17 protein-coding genes are annotated in these 16352 nt (G+C 69.4%); 8 read left to right on the top strand and 9 right to left on the bottom strand.

Annotated elements, in window-relative coordinates:
• Window positions 1-127: 127 nt before the first annotated feature.
• Both ACWEFL_RS29215 and ACWEFL_RS29210 read right to left on the bottom strand, forming a co-directional pair.
• Window positions 128-661 carry a GNAT family N-acetyltransferase gene (locus tag ACWEFL_RS29215; protein ID WP_451718259.1) on the bottom strand — a complete coding sequence of 178 codons (534 nt, stop codon included), beginning with the start codon at window positions 659-661 and terminating at the stop codon, window positions 128-130.
• Between the two features lie 29 nt (window positions 662-690).
• A complete protein-coding gene (locus ACWEFL_RS29210; protein ID WP_451718057.1) occupies window positions 691-1965 on the bottom strand; it encodes a hypothetical protein in 1275 nt (424 codons plus the stop codon).
• A gap of 332 nt (window positions 1966-2297) precedes the next feature.
• Here ACWEFL_RS29210 and ACWEFL_RS29205 point away from each other — a divergent pair, with 332 nt between their 5' ends.
• The 5 genes from ACWEFL_RS29205 (at window position 2298) to ACWEFL_RS29185 (ending at window position 5918) form a co-directional block, all read left to right on the top strand.
• The gene (locus ACWEFL_RS29205) at window positions 2298-2666 is read left to right on the top strand and encodes an ATP-binding protein (RefSeq protein WP_451718054.1); all 369 of its coding nucleotides are present in this window, start codon (window positions 2298-2300) and stop codon (window positions 2664-2666) included.
• Between the two features lie 360 nt (window positions 2667-3026).
• Window positions 3027-4139 (top strand): radical SAM/SPASM domain-containing protein, encoded by a 1113-nt coding sequence (locus ACWEFL_RS29200; RefSeq protein WP_451718051.1) that lies wholly within the window; start codon window positions 3027-3029, stop codon window positions 4137-4139.
• Complete coding sequence (tmk, locus tag ACWEFL_RS29195; protein ID WP_451718049.1) at window positions 4136-4750, top strand: dTMP kinase; 615 nt, start codon at window positions 4136-4138, stop codon at window positions 4748-4750. Before ACWEFL_RS29200 ends, tmk begins: the two co-directional genes overlap by 4 nt.
• Window positions 4729-5598 carry an endonuclease/exonuclease/phosphatase family protein gene (locus tag ACWEFL_RS29190; protein WP_451718046.1) on the top strand — a complete coding sequence of 290 codons (870 nt, stop codon included), beginning with the start codon at window positions 4729-4731 and terminating at the stop codon, window positions 5596-5598. The genes tmk and ACWEFL_RS29190 overlap by 22 nt, the downstream gene beginning before the upstream one ends.
• Window positions 5598-5918 carry a MazG-like family protein gene (locus ACWEFL_RS29185; RefSeq protein WP_451718044.1) on the top strand — a complete coding sequence of 107 codons (321 nt, stop codon included), beginning with the start codon at window positions 5598-5600 and terminating at the stop codon, window positions 5916-5918. The genes ACWEFL_RS29190 and ACWEFL_RS29185 overlap by 1 nt, the downstream gene beginning before the upstream one ends.
• 309 nt (window positions 5919-6227) lie before the next feature.
• Here the strand turns inward: ACWEFL_RS29185 and ACWEFL_RS29180 are convergent, their stop codons facing one another.
• The 5 genes from ACWEFL_RS29180 to ACWEFL_RS29160 form a co-directional block, all read right to left on the bottom strand.
• Window positions 6228-6506, bottom strand: coding sequence for a hypothetical protein (locus ACWEFL_RS29180; RefSeq protein WP_451718042.1), 279 nt, complete (start codon window positions 6504-6506; stop codon window positions 6228-6230).
• A 168-nt stretch (window positions 6507-6674) separates the two neighbouring features.
• Window positions 6675-6821, bottom strand: a complete 147-nt coding sequence (locus tag ACWEFL_RS29175; protein WP_451718039.1) for a hypothetical protein — start codon at window positions 6819-6821, stop codon at window positions 6675-6677.
• The gene (locus ACWEFL_RS29170) at window positions 6818-7066 is read right to left on the bottom strand and encodes a toxin-antitoxin system HicB family antitoxin (RefSeq protein WP_451718037.1); all 249 of its coding nucleotides are present in this window, start codon (window positions 7064-7066) and stop codon (window positions 6818-6820) included. Before ACWEFL_RS29170 ends, ACWEFL_RS29175 begins: the two co-directional genes overlap by 4 nt.
• A gap of 88 nt (window positions 7067-7154) precedes the next feature.
• Window positions 7155-8141 carry a pentapeptide repeat-containing protein gene (locus ACWEFL_RS29165; protein ID WP_451718257.1) on the bottom strand — a complete coding sequence of 329 codons (987 nt, stop codon included), beginning with the start codon at window positions 8139-8141 and terminating at the stop codon, window positions 7155-7157.
• 465 nt (window positions 8142-8606) lie between these two features.
• Window positions 8607-8939 (bottom strand): DUF6313 family protein, encoded by a 333-nt coding sequence (locus ACWEFL_RS29160; protein ID WP_451718035.1) that lies wholly within the window; start codon window positions 8937-8939, stop codon window positions 8607-8609.
• 220 nt (window positions 8940-9159) lie between these two features.
• On the opposite strand from ACWEFL_RS29160, the gene ACWEFL_RS29155 reads away from it, so the two are divergent.
• Window positions 9160-9591 (top strand): PPOX class F420-dependent oxidoreductase, encoded by a 432-nt coding sequence (locus tag ACWEFL_RS29155; protein WP_451718032.1) that lies wholly within the window; start codon window positions 9160-9162, stop codon window positions 9589-9591.
• A gap of 108 nt (window positions 9592-9699) precedes the next feature.
• Here ACWEFL_RS29155 and ACWEFL_RS29150 read toward each other — a convergent pair whose 3' ends face one another.
• Window positions 9700-10083 (bottom strand): AQJ64_40280 family protein, encoded by a 384-nt coding sequence (locus tag ACWEFL_RS29150; protein ID WP_451718029.1) that lies wholly within the window; start codon window positions 10081-10083, stop codon window positions 9700-9702.
• A gap of 482 nt (window positions 10084-10565) precedes the next feature.
• On the opposite strand from ACWEFL_RS29150, the gene mfd reads away from it, so the two are divergent.
• Entirely contained in the window at window positions 10566-14180 is a 3615-nt protein-coding gene (gene mfd, locus ACWEFL_RS29145) for a transcription-repair coupling factor (RefSeq protein WP_451718027.1), read from the top strand.
• Between the two features lie 125 nt (window positions 14181-14305).
• Here the strand turns inward: mfd and ACWEFL_RS29140 are convergent, their stop codons facing one another.
• Window positions 14306-14749: a DUF4259 domain-containing protein gene (locus ACWEFL_RS29140; protein WP_451718024.1), complete on the bottom strand. Its 444-nt coding sequence runs from the start codon at window positions 14747-14749 to the stop codon at window positions 14306-14308.
• A gap of 152 nt (window positions 14750-14901) precedes the next feature.
• Between ACWEFL_RS29140 and ACWEFL_RS29135 the strand changes: the two genes are divergently transcribed.
• Window positions 14902-15678, top strand: coding sequence for an HNH endonuclease family protein (locus ACWEFL_RS29135; protein WP_451718021.1), 777 nt, complete (start codon window positions 14902-14904; stop codon window positions 15676-15678).
• Window positions 15679-16352 lie beyond the last annotated feature (674 nt).

The following is a 16352-nucleotide window of genomic DNA, read 5'->3' as shown; positions in this document are numbered from 1 at the left end:
GCTCACCCGCCCACGGCCGGACCGCGCCGGGCACCGCTGGCCTCGCCGCCCGTCGCCCGCGACTTGACCGCGCCGGTTGACCGCGATCCGCGCACCGCCCGGAAGACGAAGGCGGGCCTCGGCTTCGCTACTCGGCTGTACGTCGCAGATCGAGAATCATCACGTCGTGCAGGGCGGCTCCGTCCCATGGGTGGGCTTCACCCACCTTGCGGTACCCCCACGATCGGTACGCGGCCTGCGCGGCCTCGACATCCGGTCGCGCGTTGAGCAGGACACGTCGCTCGGTAGCCCCGGCGAGGACCGCCTGATGCAGTCTCCGGGCCACACCGAGACGCCGCCATGATGTCCGTACGGCCAGCTCGATCAGCCCGAAGGTCCGGTATCCGTCCTCTCGGCGCATTTCGTCGGTCACCGGTGTGGTGAGCCGGTTCCACCAACCGGTGTGGGGGCTCAGCGCGTATCCGTAGGCGATGCCGACCGGTTCGCCGTCCGCGGTGCGGGCGAGGGCACCGCGGAACGTTGCCTTGCGGATCTGTGAGCGAAACCGGAGAAAGTTCGCGTCAACGTCTGCTCGCGTTTTGCTGTAGGGGCGTTCGGCGAATGCCTCGGCATAGACCAGCGTGAATGCGGTCTCGGCCGACGCCGCTTCCGCACCGGCCATGCTCTGAACGAGGATGCTCTCCTGTGCGTTCACGCTGAGCTCGCCCTTGTCTCCCGGATGAGGTCGGCCATTTCTCGCGCGGTGGGATTGTCGAAGGTTCCGACGGCGTGCTCGAAGGCGCGCAGGCGCCGATCGAGGCGTGCCGAGGACACGTTGCGGCATCCGCTGAGTACGCCTGTCAGTTCGTGGCACGCTTCCTCGACCTCGTTCATGTCGAGCAGGGTCTGAGCCAGGCGAGCGCGGTACCAGGCGGTGTTGCGGGTGTAGCCGCCGCCAAGACCGGCTACCGCGGCGCGCAGGAAGGACACGGCCCGCGCGGGCAGCCTTGCCCGCGTGTAGTACGCAGCCGTCGCGTAGTCCACTTCGACGGGGCCGGCGAACCGAGCCCACTGAGGCACGTCCGTGCCTGTGTCTGTGCGCCCTTGGTGGAACATGGCTCGGCTCAGTGCGCGGCGGGCGCCGGCCAGGTCGCCGGCGCTTGTCGCGGCGTTCGCCTCGCGCAGGGCGACGACCAGGTGAACAGTCGGGCCGGCACCTGCCCGTTTCGCCAGGCTGTGTGCGTTCTCCACCGCCGAGGCGGCTTCCCAGGTGCGGCCCGCGTCGACGGAGAGGAGGGAGAGCGTGTTCAGGGCACGTACTTGCAGCAGCGGGTTGTCGACGAGCTGCGCGGCAGTCATGGCCTCCATGCACGCGGCACGCGCATCGGCGGGAGGACCGCCGTCGTAGCCGAACCAGGCGCGATGGCAGCGGATCTCGCAGAGGATCGTCTGAAGGTCACGGCCGACTCTGCCCGTATAGACGCTGTCGGTCAGGATCTGCATGATCTGCTGTTCCATCTGTTCGGCACGCGCTCTGGCGGGAATTCCGCCAGAGGAGTGGTCAACCTTGTAGAGATTGTCCAGGCGCGCACGGAGCGCTGCGGCCTCACTCACACCAATACGGGGCCCACGCTTGTCAGGGAGGATCGACGCTCCTGCGATCACTCCCGAATGGTGGACAAAGGTTCGACGCTTCACCTCTCCATCGTCCTCGATTCGCTCGGAAAGAACTCCCCGGTGTGACGGGACTGTGAATCCCATCTCGTTGAGCGGGATGCCGAAGATGGCTTCCAGGACTACCTGTTGGTTCGGGTGTGGCAACGGAGGCGGATTCTCACTCTCCCACCGACGTAACTGCCGGACACCGACCGAGGCCGAGATTCCCAAGCGGGCGGCCTCCTTGGTGAACGCGGTGACGAAGGATCCCTGCGTGTATCCAGCCGCCTTGCGTAGTTGCGACAGTCCGTCACGGTCTTCCCCCGTCATGCCCATTCCCTCGCACTCGCCACCGTTTTCTCAACCGTAGTGACCTGGCCGGGACGTCGTGAAGAAAAGTCCGCCTAAACGTCCGGTCGCTCGCCGACCGTGAGCTTCGCGTGGACGGTCAACTGAGGGTGAGCAGTGCATCACACAAGCGGACGGATGGGCAGCCAGTCGTCCCAAGCCTCGGCGGCACCGTCGCCGAACCCGATGGAGACACCCTCATGTCACCCTTGACGGCCAGCCAGAATACGCAGCGCCCTGATGCTGCCTCCCGACCGCCAACCGGGCCCGGCCTTGACATAAGTCTGCGCCGTGTCACCAGGCCCGGCGAGCCGATGACCGCCGAGGACAGGCTGAGGCCGGGGCAGGTACGCCGTTCCGGCCGGGCTCACCTCGTCCGGTGGGGGCTTGCGGCCTGCGGGGACGCCGTCGACCTGTGCCTTTCCGAGCTGGTCGCGAACGCCGTCGAGCACGGGCAGGGCGACATCGGCGTGCGCATGTGGCGTACGAGCAGCCAGCTCCACATCGAGGTGATCAGTGACGGTGCCTGTGCCCAGCCGTGCCCGGGATCGGCCGATCCGACCGAGGAGAGTGGCCGTGGGCTGCTGCTGGTCGCCGCATACGCGGATTCCTGGGGGATTGCGGCGGACGGCTCCCGTACACGTGCCTGGTGCGCGCTCGGGATCGATCGGAGCGGCAAGTGATCACTCTCTCCGCGTCCGCTGTCCCCGCCGACTTCCCGCCGGACCGGCGAGGGGTCGAGCCTGGACGGTTGCCCCTGCGGCGCTGCCCGGTGCCATCGGACTGGCCCGACCTGGTGATGCTGCCCAGACCGGTGGCGCGAGCCCTGGCAGCGATCCAGGATGCGGCGGGCGAGGAGGCCGGGACATGACGGCCATCGACGCAGGCGCCGCGAGCCCTGCAACCGGCGTCTCGAAGCGCCGGTGAAACACACAACCGCCGTGGCGTCGCCTCGGCCTGACGAACCCCCGCCCCGGACCGTGCTGCCTCGTGCATACAGGCCGGGGGCGGACCAATCACACCCACTACCCGTGGAGGTCCACGTGACCGCACGCCCGATCACCACCGGAGAACAGGCCACGTCCTGCTATTTCCGCACGACGGTCGACCACCCGCACCGCAAGGCCCTGATCCAGATCTGTGAGCCGTGCAACGAGACCTGCAAGCACTGCTTCGTCTCGGCGACGAAGCGCGGCCGGTACATGCCGTTGAACTCGGTCCGGGACCAGCTCATCCCGCAACTCGCGGCCGCCTGCGTGAACCGGGTTACGCTCACCGGCGGTGAGCCGTTCATGCACGCCGACCTCATCCAGATCACCGGCGAGTTCCAGGCGGCCGGGATGCGCGTCGGCGTCTGCACCAATGCGACGATGGTGACACCCCACCAGATCGAGCGCCTGGCCGAACTCGACGCCCACATGAACGTCTCGCTCGACGGCTTCTCGGCGGAGTCGCACGGAGTGTTCCGGGGCCGCCGCGAGGGGTTCCAGGAGACCGTGGACAACGTCAAGGAGTTCGCGAAGGCGGGCATCCTCCAAGGACTGCTGTGCACGCCGAACAACCTCGCCCAAGACGAGGAGTACGGGCAGCTCTGCGCGTTCGCCAAGGAGCAGGGTGCCAAGTACGTACTGATGAACCCGCTGGGCCCGATGGGGCGCGGAGCGTCCCACGGCTCTCAGAAGCTCCGTCGGACCGACGACCATATGCGACACCTCCGGGACCTGGCGATGCCGTTCGCCGACGACGACCTGGACCTCACCCTCATTCGGTTCCCGAACGACTCCAAGCCACTCGCGGGCTGTGAGGCCGGGACCATCATCTACGTGTTCACCGATGGTGGCGTGGCGATCTGCCCGTACCTCGTGTTCGCCGCGCGGACGAAGATCTCCCTGCACCCCGACACGGACTTCCTCGTCGGCAACGTCTGGGAGCACAGCGACATCGCGGAACGGCTCGATGACTACGGTCGGTTCAGCGACCGGTGGGCCCTGGGCGCGAACCCGACCTGCGGCGGCTGCTCGATGTCGGACTCGTGCGGGAAGGGCTGCCCGGCCGCCGTGGTCGCTGCCGGTGAGCGGATCGGCGCCGTCGACACCGAGCAGTGCCCGGTGGTACCGAAGCAGACACGTGTGCTGCCCGTGGTGAGTGTCGTATGACCGGGAGGTTCATCACGATCGACGGTCCCGGCGGCGTGGGGAAGTCGACGGTCACGGCTGCGGTCGCCGGGTTGCTCCAGGACGACTGCCCACCTGTGTGCCGGACCCGGGAGCCGAGCGACACCGCGCTCGGGCGGCTCGCCCGCAACGGCACCGACGACTATCTCGGGATGTCGATGGCGTGTCTGATAGCCGCCGACCGGTACGCACACCTGGAACACGAGATCCGGCCAGCGCTCGCCCGGGGCGCGATGGTCGTCTGCGATCGGTACGTCGCCTCCTCGCTCGTGCTCCAGGTCCTCGATGGCGTCGGTCGGGACGTGGTCTGGGAGCTGAACCGGCACGCCGACATGCCCGATCTCGCGGTCATTCTCAACGCCCGCGCGGACGTGATCGAAAAGCGGCTCGCCGGCCGTGGAGCGCACAGCCGGTACGAGCGCCAGCCCGGTAGCACCGAGCGGGAATGCGCGGCCTTCCGTGAGGCCGCTAGGTTCCTCATGGCCGCCGGCGTCCGCGTCCTTCAGCTCGACGCGAGCACCGAAGGCCCGGAAGAGGTCGCCCGTGCTGTCGTGGCGGCCGTCAAGGAATCGTGGTCGAAAGGCAGTTCATGAGCAGGCCGGGCACGTGCGACGTGCTGACGTTCAATCTCAACAACCCGAGCCGCCAGCGGGCCGAGCGTCAGCTCGCCTACCTCGTGGCGCGGCCGGAGTCGGTCCTCGTCCTGACGGAGACCGCGGACAGCGCCGGGTGCACATTCCTCGCAGAGCGCTTCACCGCGGCCGGGTACGCGGTGGCGTTCCCCAGGCCCGAGCAGCGCGGCGAGCGCGGCGTGATGATCGTCAGCCGCCTCGCCACGCGCCCTGCACCATTCGCGATCGGGTACTTGCCGCACCGTGCGGCCGCCGTCACGATCGACACCGACGAAGGACCGCTCGACGTGATCGGCCTGTACGTGCCCTCCCGCGACGCGTCGCCCGAGAAGAAGGAGCGGAAGCGGCGCTGGTTGAAGGAGTGCGCCGCGGCGCTCCCCGACGGCCGGACTGGTGCCCGGATCGTGCTGGGTGACTTCAACGTCCTGGAACCCGGCCACACACCGCGCTACCGGTTCTTCGCGGCCTTCGAGTACGGCTTCTACGAGGCGTTCGGCGAGGCGGGGTACGTGGACGCGTTCCGTGCCCTGCACCCGACCGCGCTCGAATACTCCTGGGTCGGCAAGACCGGCGACGGCTACCGGTACGACCACGCACACGTCTCGGCCGGCCTGGGCAGCGCGCTGCGCGACTGCCTGTACGTGAACGAGCCGCGCACCCGCGCGGCCCGGCTGACCGACCACTCCGCGCTGGCCGTGCGGCTTGCCCTCACCGCCGCAGCACCGCTGCCGGTGACCGATCCCACGCGGGCAGAGGACCCCGCGCCCGCCCTGTTCCGACGCACCGTACGACCTGTGGGAGAACCCTGATGGACGCGAAGACCTGGGACCAAATCAACCAGCTGCGAGAGTGGCTGGACGACAACACCGGTGAGCAGACGGAGCAGGAGCGTGGGCTTCTGCGCGTCCTCAAGATCGGCGAGGAGTTCGGCGAGGTCTCCGAGGCCCTGCACGGCGTGCTGGGCACCAACCCGAGGAAGGGCCGGTCGCATACCTGGGAGGACGTACGGAAGGAACTGGTGGACGTCGCCGTCACGGCGCTCGTCGCTCTGGCGACGCTCGACCCCGACGGGCAGGAGACGTTCGACGCCGGGCTCCAGCGCATCGTCGACCGCGCCCTGTCGTCCTGATCGAGGACGCGGTGGACCGTTGGCTGCGGTACGCGCCGCCGCGCCGCCCGGCGGTGTAGTGCAACGGGATTCCCAGGTACGCCGCCCCGTGCCAGGGCGCGGGCATCTCGATCACTCCGTCCGCCACGCCGAGGACGTGCGCGAGGGCGGTAAGCGTGGCACCGGCGGGGCCGCAGCGGGTGCGGCCGATGCCGGTGGTGATCCGACCGGGCCGGGCAGTACGTCGAGTGCCCCCCGCATGAGCCTCGTCGCACGCCGTCGTTCCGCTGCTACGGTTCGTTCGGCCGATTGTGTCGGGCTGCTCGGCGGTTACTGCCCAGGGATGACGACCAGCCGAAGGTGATCGAGATCCTCGAAGCCCTCTACCTGCACTTCGACGGCTGAGGCGTCGAAGCGAAGGGTGAGGCACGGATCCGCGTCGAGGAGCAGTTTCAGGTCTTCGCGAGCGTCGTGGTTGAGAGGGGGCGAGATCACGGCCTCCCACTCACCTGTATTGGCGGTGTCCGTCACTCTGACCGGGATTCGAACCAGGCAGGTTGATTGGTTGGCCCACCACTCCGGATGCGCTTCTTTCTCGTCACGATCCATCACCGGAGCGTAGACGCCGGTGTTCCCTATCCGGGCTGCTCGTTGTTCGGAGCATGGGCGGGGTGATCTCACGGATGCCGAGTGGGCTCGGCTGGGGCCGTTCCCACCGGTCAGCAACGGACGTTGTGGCTCGCGGTGGGATCGCCGGGAGTTGATCGACGGGATTCCTCACTCTGAGCGCGGACGCCCGCTGTCGCCCATCGAACCAGTCGGCCTCGGCATGGCGCGGTGGATGAGGCGGGAGGCAAGAACGTTGCCCTGGTCGGGCGCGGCCATCGCGGTGCCGTCCAGGACGATGTGCACGGCATCGCTCACCGGGCGGTCACCCGGGCCAGGCGCCGGTCCAGTTCGCCGTCGAGATCCTGCTCCTCGGCACCGGTGGGGGCGTAGCCGTTCCACTCTTTCAGCGCGGTCCGGGCCTTCTCCGCCCGCTCGGCCGGCGTCAGCAAGGTCTGCGAGAGACGCGCCAGATATGCCCGCAGCGACAGCCCCTCCGCAGCGGCCACGGCGGCGAGCCGGTCATGGACTTCCTGGGGGATGCGAACGTTGGCGTCGGTCATCTTCGTGTTCCTTCCCACACTCTCGGAAGACGGGTACGCACTCGTACCCGTCGCGCAACCGCCGGACCCCGCTCGCGCGGTAACCATGTCACAGCGACGCACCGCTTCGATCCCGGATTTCGCGAGCGCGGATCCTGTAGATGCCCGGAGCGACTCTCTCCGATGCGGCCTCCACAGCCTCACGGAAACCCTCACCCGGCCAAAGCGTCTTCAAGCTCCAGGAAAGCCCCTGCACGAGTACCGATTCCTGGTCCAGCCAGGCACTGCTGAGGTCCGTGCCGGACAGGTCGGCACCGGTCAGGTCCGCTTCCGTCAGGTTCGCGCCTGTCAGCTTCGCCCCGGTCAGCATCGCGCCCGTCAGCTTCGCGGAGGTGAGGTCCGCGCCGTCCAGATTCGCGCCGGTCAGGTCCGCGGAGGTGAGGTCCGCGCCGTCCAGGTTCGCGCCGGTCAGGTCCGCGCCGATCAGCTTCCCGTGCATCAGGTGCGCGTCAGTCAGCTTTCCGCGCATCAGGAGCGCGATCGTCAGGTTCGCACGGGTCAGCTTCGCGCCGGTCAGGTCCGCGCCGTCCAAGTTCGCGCCATCCAGGTTCGCGCCCGTCAAGTCCGCGCCGCCCAAGTGCGCGGCGGTCAGGTCCGCTTCCCTCAGATCGGTTTCCCTGAGAGTGGCTTCCCTCAGATCCGCGAAGCCCAAGTACGCGGCGGTCAGGTCCGCGCCGTCCAAGTCCGCTGCGATGAGCTTCCCGCGCATCACATGCGCGTTGGTCAGATGCGCACCGTGCAGATCCGCGCCGGTCAGGTCCGCTTCCTTCAGATCGGTTTCCCTGAGAGTGGCTTCCCTCAGATCCGCGAAGCCCATGTGTGCGCCGGTCAGGTCCGCGCCCGTCAGGTCCGCGCCGGCCAAGTTCGCGCCGGTCAGGTCCGCGGCGGTCAAGTCCGCGGCGGTGAGGTCCGCGCCGGTCAGGTCCGCCCACTTCAGCTTCGCCCTGTTCAACTTCGCGCCACTGACGTTCGCACGAGTCAGTGCACGAGGTTCGTCGTCAGCACGTGTCAGCGCGAGTCGGTGGGCTCCGGGCACGGCGTGCACAGGCGGGCCTTGGGCTCGGGAACGGCGTGCGATCGCCTGAGCGGTCCGATCGATCGCGCTGTTCGGAGCGTCAGGACAGGCGACGTACAGCAGGCCGCGGAGAACATTTGCCTGGCTTTCGATCTCAGCGTCGGACACCACGACCTCCAGAGTAGGGCGGCTCGACACTTCGTTCGGGGCAGCGAGTCGAGGGAACCGGGCAACGGACCCCGGGGCCGGCCTGCTTCAGTGCGAGAAGGAGGTCGGTGGCCGCGTTCTCTGCCCTTCGTTCACGTTCCCGGGCCCGGGTACCGCTGACTGCGAAGGAATGACGGAGAATGTGCGCCTGCAGTTCCAGGAAGCACTCCTCCGCGACCTTCCAATCCGGTTCGGTACTTCCTTCCGAGTGCAGAACACCGAAGGCCAGGACTGCGGCAGTGACATCTTCACCGCGTCCATGGAGTTCGTGAAGGGTGATCAAGTGCCGCTCTCCGGATCGCTGGGGGGCCGCATCCGCCCTCGAAGCTCGTCCAAGACCTCAGCCAGTTCCCTGGACTGATGGTTCTGGATCTGCACCGTGATGAGGTATCCGGCCAGACCGCCGATGAGCGCGGGAATCGCCGCCCAGCCCATCAACGCCAGCGGCCACGCGACCCATTGATGGTCCGCGTCGGCCGGCGAATCTATGCCCGCCAGCACCTCGTAGGCGTCGCCCCAGCCCGTCAGGAAACCACTCAGCAGGTAGAGCACGGCGCACAGAACGAACACGACCGCGGCTCGGGTGATCAGCCAGTACGGAAACTGCCCCAACCCATGTCTGCGGGCCCACCACAGAGCGATCCTGTGGCGGCGCGATGGTAACGGCGGGGGAGGTGGCGACGGTGCTTCCGGTAACGCTGGCGTCCGCTCTGACACAACCGCCACATTACAAGTGCGCGAGGCCCGATTGCTCCCGTTCCGCATACATCCCCCGCCGAACCGGCCTCATCGCGCCGGAATACGTGGGACGCGGTCGCGGGTTCGCCCGTGTATGGCAGACACGCTCTTCGATACGCACGGGCTACTCGCGCAGAGCCGGCTCGGTGTGCTCGCGACGATCAAATCCGACGGCCGCCCCCAGCTCTCGCCTGTGATGCCGTCCTACGACCGGGCCGCCGGCGTCATCCGGGTCTCGACCACCGAGGGGACCGCCAAGGTCGCCAATCTCCGCCGGGACCCGCGGACCGCGCTGGAGGTGACCAGCCCGGACGGCCGGGCATGGGCGACCGCCGAGGGCACGGCCACACTCACCGGGCCGGGCACCGATCCGGACGGTCCCGAGGTCCAGGCGCTGGTGGACTACTACCGCGCCGCCGCGGGCGAGCACCCGGACTGGGACGAGTACCGGTCGGCCATGGTGTCCGACCGGAGAGTGCTGGTGACGATCACCGTCGACCACGTGTACGGCACGAAGCTCGCCTGACGCCCGCCGCGCGCGCCCGGACCGTCCGTCCGAGGCCCGCGCGGTCCGTTGCGCGCGTACGGACCGTCCGTACGCGCGCACCGTCCGGATCCGAACCGCCTACCCGGGTCAGGTGACGGGACGAGCGCCCCAGGCGTTCCGGAGAGCCGGCTGCACGTCTTCCCCGAGAACGATGTGCGTCGTCCCGCCCGGCAGGGTGGGCAGCTCGGCCCAGTGAGTCACGGTTTCGGCACTGGTACCGCCGTAGGGCAGACGGACGACCCCGTCGGAGTCGACGAAGCAGTCTCTGTGCTCTGTTCCGTCCTCACTTAAGTGCAGATTCGTGAAGTACATCGGCCTCACCAGCCAGAATTCCTCACCCAACGCGGTATCGGGCTCAGTGGCGCCGTCAGCCGGATACCGGCCCGTGATCGCCGCTGCCACCGGAAAACCGCTGCGAGGCAGCCGTTCCCGTGCGTCAACCCACGTCACCACGCTGTTCAGATGCTTCATCTCCGCCCTCACCCAGGCATACGGCAGGTCGTCTTCTGTCCATCGTCCGACGCTTCGGTAAGGGTGCCGCGTCGGCCTCGGTAACCGGCAGGACTGCCTGGTGCTCGCGAAGGTTGCTTCAGCCGGAATGGATACGGCACCCCCTCGGCCGCCCAGCCCCGCCCGGCCCCGCGCACCGTCCGGCCGCCGGGGCACAGCTCCCGCTCCGGCGTTCTCTTTCGTGTGGTGTGTGCCCACGGCACGGACAGGGAGGCCCCCGGTGCCCGAGGCCGCCCTCCGCGCCCGTCCGAGCGCCGGTCAGCGCGTCCGGCAGGGGCCTCGGCAGTCGGCGTCGGCGGCCGTCGGGAGGGTGCGCGAGGCCGGGGGGCTCCGCGCGCGGCCCGTGCGGGGGCGGGCGTACGCTGGAGACCCCCGGCCCGTTGAACGTGTCGGGCCCTTCGCGTTGCCCCGCTGCCTCGCCTCCCTGGGATGGAACCGTTTTCATGAGCCTGCACGGTCTGCTCGATGCCGTCGTACGTGACCCGGCGCTCGCCGAAGCGGTCGAAGCCGCCCGTGGCGCGGGCCGTATGCATGTGGATCTGGTCGGACCACCCGCGGCCCGCCCCTTCGCGGTGGCCGCTCTGGCACGTGACGCGGGGCGTCCGGTGCTCGCCGTCACGGCGACCGGCCGGGAGGCGGAGGACCTGGCGGCGGCCCTGCGCTCGCTGCTGCCCGAGGAGGGCATCGTCGAGTACCCCTCCTGGGAGACCCTGCCGCACGAGCGGCTCTCGCCGCGCTCCGACACCGTGGGCCGCAGGCTCGCTGTACTGCGCCGACTGACCCACCCCTCCCCGGACGACCCCGCCGCGGGCCCCGTCTCCGTGGTGGTCGCGCCGATCCGTTCCGTACTCCAGCCCCAGGTCAAGGGGCTCGGCTCACTGGAGCCCGTCTCCCTGCGCACCGGCCGGCAGGCCGATCTGAACGAGGTCGTGGACGCCCTCGCCGCCGCCGCGTACGCACGCGTAGAGCTGGTGGAGAAGCGCGGCGAGTTCGCGGTGCGCGGCGGCATCCTCGACGTCTTCCCGCCGACCGAGGAGCACCCCTTGCGGGTGGAGTTCTGGGGCGACGACATCGAGGAGATCCGCTACTTCAAGATCGCGGACCAGCGGTCCCTGGAAGTCGCCGAGCACGGGCTGTGGGCCCCGCCCTGCCGCGAGCTGCTGCTGACCCCGCAGGTGCGGGAGCGGGCCGCCGTCCTCGCCGAGGCCCACCCCGAACTGGGCGAACTCCTCGGCAAGATCGCCGAGGGCATCGCCGTCGAAGGCATGGAATCCCTCGCGCCGGTCCTCGTGGACGACATGGAACTCCTCATCGACGTGCTCCCCGAGGGCTCGATGGCGGTGGTCTGCGACCCCGAGCGCGTCCGTACGAGGGCGGCGGACCTGGTGGCGACCAGCCAGGAGTTCCTGCACGCCTCCTGGGCGGCCACGGCGGGCGGCGGCGAGGCGCCCATCGACGTCGGCGCGGCCTCGCTCTGGGGCATCGCGGATGTGCGGAACCGGGCGCGCGAACTCGGCATGATGTGGTGGTCCATCTCCCCGTTCGCCTCCGGCGCGACGGAGGTCGGCGGGCCCTCGGACAGGGCGCTCGGCGGCCCCTCCGACCGGGCGCTCGGCGGTCCGGGATTCGGCGTGGACGGCGACGAACTGTCCGATGACACCCTCAAGCTGGGCATGCACGCCCCGGAGTCCTACAGGGGCGACACCGCCCGGGCCCTCGCCGACACCAAGAGCTGGCTCGCCGACGGCTGGCAGACGGTCTATGTGACCGAGGCCCACGGCCCCGCGGCCCGTACGGTCGAGGTCCTCGGCGGCGAAGGCATCCCCGCCCGGCTGGCCACCGACCTCGCCGACATCCCGCCCGCCCTGGTGCATGTGGCGTGCGGCTCCATCGACTACGGCTTCATCGACCCGGCCCTGCGGCTCGCGGTCCTCACCGAGACCGACCTCTCCGGGCAGAAGGCGGCCGGCAAGGACGGCCAGCGGATGCCCACCCGCCGCCGTAAGACGATCGACCCGCTCACCCTGGAGACCGGCGACTACATCGTCCACGAACAGCACGGCGTCGGCCGCTACATCGAGATGGTCCAGCGGACCGTGCAGGCCGCGACCCGCGAGTACCTCGTCGTGGAGTACGCCCCCGCCAAACGCGGCCAGCCCGGCGACCGGCTCTACATCCCCACCGACCAGCTGGAGCAGATCACCAAGTACGTGGGCGGCGAGGCCCCGACCCTCCACCGCCTCGGCGGCGCGGACTGGACGAAGACGAAGGCACGCGCGAAGAAGGCCGTCAAGGAGATCGCCGCGGACCTCATCAGGCTCTACTCGGCCCGCATGGCCGCGCCCGGCCATGCCTTCGGTCCGGACACGCCCTGGCAGCGCGAGCTGGAGGACGCGTTCCCGTACGCCGAGACCCCCGACCAGCTCTCCACCATCGCCGAGGTCAAGGAGGACATGGAGAAGACGGTCCCCATGGACCGGCTGATCTGCGGCGACGTCGGTTACGGCAAGACCGAGATCGCCGTGCGCGCGGCCTTCAAAGCGGTCCAGGACGGCAAGCAGGTCGCCGTCCTCGTACCGACCACGCTGCTGGTGCAGCAGCACTTCGGGACCTTCTCCGAGCGCTACTCCCAGTTCCCCGTCAACGTCCGCGCGCTGTCCCGCTTCCAGTCCGACATCGAGGCGAAGGCGACGCTGGAGGGCCTGAAGGACGGCGCGGTCGACATCGTCATCGGCACCCACCGGCTCTTCTCCAGCGAGACCAAGTTCAAGGACCTGGGACTCGTCGTCGTCGACGAGGAGCAGCGCTTCGGCGTCGAGCACAAGGAGCAGCTGAAGAAGCTCCGCGCCAACGTCGACGTACTGACCATGTCCGCGACACCCATCCCGCGGACCCTGGAGATGGCGGTCACCGGCATCCGGGAGATGTCCACGATCACCACCCCGCCCGAGGAACGGCACCCGGTCCTGACCTTCGTCGGCCCTTACGAGGAGCGGCAGATCGGCGCGGCGATCCGCCGTGAACTGCTCCGCGAGGGCCAGGTCTTCTACATCCACAACCGGGTCGAGTCGATCGACCGCGCGGCGGCCCGGCTGCGGAACATCGTCCCCGAGGCCCGGATCGCCACCGCCCACGGGCAGATGGCCGAGAGCACCCTCGAACAGGTCGTGGTCGACTTCTGGGAGAAGAAGTTCGACGTCCTCGTCTCCACGACGATCGTGGAATCGGGCATCGACATCTCCAACGCCAACACCCTCATCGTGGAGCGCGGCGACAACTTCGGCCTCTCGCAGCTGCACCAGCTGCGCGGCCGGGTGGGCCGTGGCCGCGAGCGCGGTTACGCCTACTTCCTCTACCCGCCGGAGAAGCCCCTCACCGAGACCGCGCACGAGCGCCTGGCCACCATCGCCCAGCACACCGAGATGGGCGCGGGCATGTACGTGGCCATGAAGGACCTGGAGATCCGCGGCGCGGGCAACCTCCTCGGCGGCGAGCAGTCCGGCCATATCGCCGGTGTGGGCTTCGATCTGTACGTCCGCATGGTCGGCGAGGCCGTGGCCGACTACCGGGCCTCCCTGGAGGGCGGTGTGCAGGAGGAGCCCCCGCTGGAGGTCAAGATCGAGCTGCCCGTCGACGCGCACGTCCCCCACGACTACGCGCCGGGCGAGCGCCTGCGCCTCCAGGCGTACCGCGCGATCGCCTCCGTCAACTCGGAGGACGACATCAAGGCGGTACGCGAGGAGCTGACCGACCGCTACGGCAAGCTCCCCGAGCCGGTCGAGAACCTCCTCCTGGTCGCGGGCCTGCGGATGCTGGCCCGCGCCTGCGGCGTCGCCGAGATCGTCCTCCAGGGGAGCAATATCCGCTTCGCTCCCGTGGAGTTGCGGGAGTCCCAGGAACTGCGGCTGAAGCGCCTCTACCCGCGTACGGTCGTCAAGCCCGCCGTCCACCAGATCCTCGTGCCCCGTCCGACCTCCGGCAAGATCGGCGGGAAGCCGGTGGTGGGACGGGAACTGCTGGCGTGGACGGGCGAGTTCCTGACGACGATCCTCGGGTGAGACCCACAGGGGCCGCCGGGCCTGGCCGGTGGGCGGGCCCGGCCTGCTCCTCCGGCCCGGCATTTCGGCTGGGTCCGGTGCTCCGGCTCGGCGCTTCGGCTCCGTACGGCCCTGAGCGGTGGCCCTCAGCCCGTGGACGGCGACGCGGGCTCGGACACCGGCCCGGCCGCCGCGGAGAGTATCTTCAGCAGCCGGTCGACGCCCTGACCCCACGGCCCCTTGTCGGCGGTCTCCTCCCACAACTCGACCAGTTCGGACTCCTTCCCGAGTACGCGTCTGAGCGCGTCCACGGCGAGCCCGCGCAACTCGACGGGGAGGTCCGGCAGCGGCAGCTTGGGCCCGTAACTGGTGACGACCGGCTCGCCGCCGGGGGCCTGCGAGGCGATCAGCGCCGCCGCGGCGATCGCTCGCGCCCCCTCATAACTCTCCACGTACTCCCCGGCCTCGATGACGCTGACCAGCGCACCGCGCAGAACATCCGCCCGCTCGCCCGGCGGAGCGTCGTCCACGTGGCCGGAGAAGTCCGCGGCGGTGTCGTTGTCAAAGGGGCCGATGTCCCAGGTGCCCATGGTGATCTCCTTCTTCGGGTCCACTGAATCGTGGCACCCGCCACTGACATCGAGGGGTCGGCGGCCGGACCACGACCGCCGGAACCACGGGACTCCGCCGGAACCACGGGTCTCCACACCGGTCCTGAGCCTTTGATCAGTAACCTGCGTGGGTGAACAGACTCAGGGTCCCCACCTCGTGCGCCGCTCTCCTCGCCGTCACCGTGCTGCTCGCCGGATGCGAGGACGGCGGATCGCCCTCCGGCTCCGGCGACGGCGGCCCGAGAGGCACGGACCTCAGAGGCGCGGACACGAACGCGGTCAGCCCCCTCGCCAACCCGGACGGCACCAAACCCGGCCTCGGCGTGATCTCCGGCGACGCGGCGAGGGCGGACGCCCGGCGGCTCATCGAGAAGCTGGAGACCAAGGGCCGGGGCCCCAGGACGGGTTACGAGAGGGAACGTTTCGGGAGCGCGTGGCTGGACACGGCGGACGGGGTTCCGCTGGCGCGGAACGGCTGCGACACGCGGAACGACTTGCTCGCCCGCGACGGCAAGGAGCTGACGTACCGCAAGGGCTCGGACTGCGTCGTCGTCGCCATGACCCTGAACGACCCGTACACCGGCACCGTCATCGAATGGCGGAAGCAGAAGGCGTCGGCCGTCCAGATAGACCACGTCGTACCGCTCTCCTACAGCTGGCAGATGGGCGCGGCCCGCTGGAGCGAGGAGAAGCGCCGCCGGATCGCGAACGACCCTCTCAACCTGCTGCCCGTGGACGGCCCGACGAACGGCCGGAAGAGCGACTCGGGCCCCGCGTCCTGGCTCCCGCCCGACAAGAAGGTGCGGTGCGCGTACGCCGTGCGGTTCGCGCAGGTCGCCACGGAGTACGACCTGCCCGTCACCGCCCCCGACAAGAAGACGATGCTCACCCAGTGCGGAGCGCCCTGACCGGTCCTGCCTTGAGGAGGGGCTGTTCGTCGGGGGTGGGGCCTGGGGTGAGGTGGGGTGCGCACTGGGGGCACGCGTAGTGGAGTGAGTGTTCTGTCCAGCGGATGGGGATGGGTGCGTGGGTGGGGCGGTGGCAGTGGGTGCAGTCGGCGGTGAGGGGTTCGGGTACGGGGGCGGTGAGTCCGTCGACGGTCATCGGCCTGCCCCGGTGGGCGTCAGCCTCGGAAGGTTCAGCCCTTCGGCTGTGTAGAGGAGGACTCGGCGTCTTGTGGGCCGGACTTGTCGCACTGCCCGGAGCCGGAGGGTGTCGTCGAGGGGTGCGTAGGGCCGGACCGGCCGGGAGTCCTCGCCGCGCAGTGGGGTGCGGCGTTCGATGACATGGTCTGGGGTTGGGGTGGTCCAGGCCCGGCTCCATGGCCCTGCCGGGCAGGGGCCGTCTGTGTCGCTGTGCCGTCCGTGGGCGGGTAACACCCGTTCCAGGGCCCACATCAGGATGCGGGCGATGAGCGTACGCATGCGTGGTCTGCTCCGGTTCGACTGGTGGTGATGGGGTGGCCCCGGCCTGCCGGGTGTCGGGGTCTGAAGATCCCTACCGCCCCGCTCGTCGGATCGCCGTACGAGATCGAGGCGATCAACGGCATCAGCTATCTGATGGAGCAGAAGAAGCTCGCCGA

The sequence above is a fragment of the Streptomyces sp. NPDC004838 genome (assembly GCF_053600955.1).
Note: the sequence above shows the minus strand (reverse complement) of the source record. Positions and strands in the feature narration are given on the sequence as shown.